The following is a 260-nucleotide window of genomic DNA, read 5'->3' as shown; positions in this document are numbered from 1 at the left end:
TATATTTACGAACATCACCGCAGCAGCTGGAATCCGTGGATAGACTGGCCGGTGGAGGTCCGGGTGTTTAACTGGGATGACGTGCGCAGAGAAATCACCTATGAAGCCGGGCGTTCTCACCAGGGTTACCAGCTGCACGGTGCGGTGTGCCAGCCGGGAACCAGCCATGTCCGGGAGCGATTTGCGCTGACGTGGACGGTGGGGGATAAAGAGGCGCTGCGCGAGCTGTGGTGCTACTGCTGTCACTATATGCAGCACCG

At 59.2% G+C, this 260-nt stretch carries 1 protein-coding gene; it reads left to right on the top strand.

Annotation, left to right across the window (positions count from 1 at the left end):
- Positions 1-260, top strand: a 260-nt coding sequence (locus tag OGV77_RS00875) for a DUF6708 domain-containing protein (protein WP_353655757.1), incomplete at both ends; no start/stop codon positions are given.

Source organism: Citrobacter sp. Ce129 (assembly GCF_030334545.1).
Taxonomy (GTDB): Bacteria; Pseudomonadota; Gammaproteobacteria; order Enterobacterales; family Enterobacteriaceae; genus Citrobacter; species Citrobacter europaeus.
This window is presented reverse-complemented; position numbering and strand designations above follow the sequence as displayed.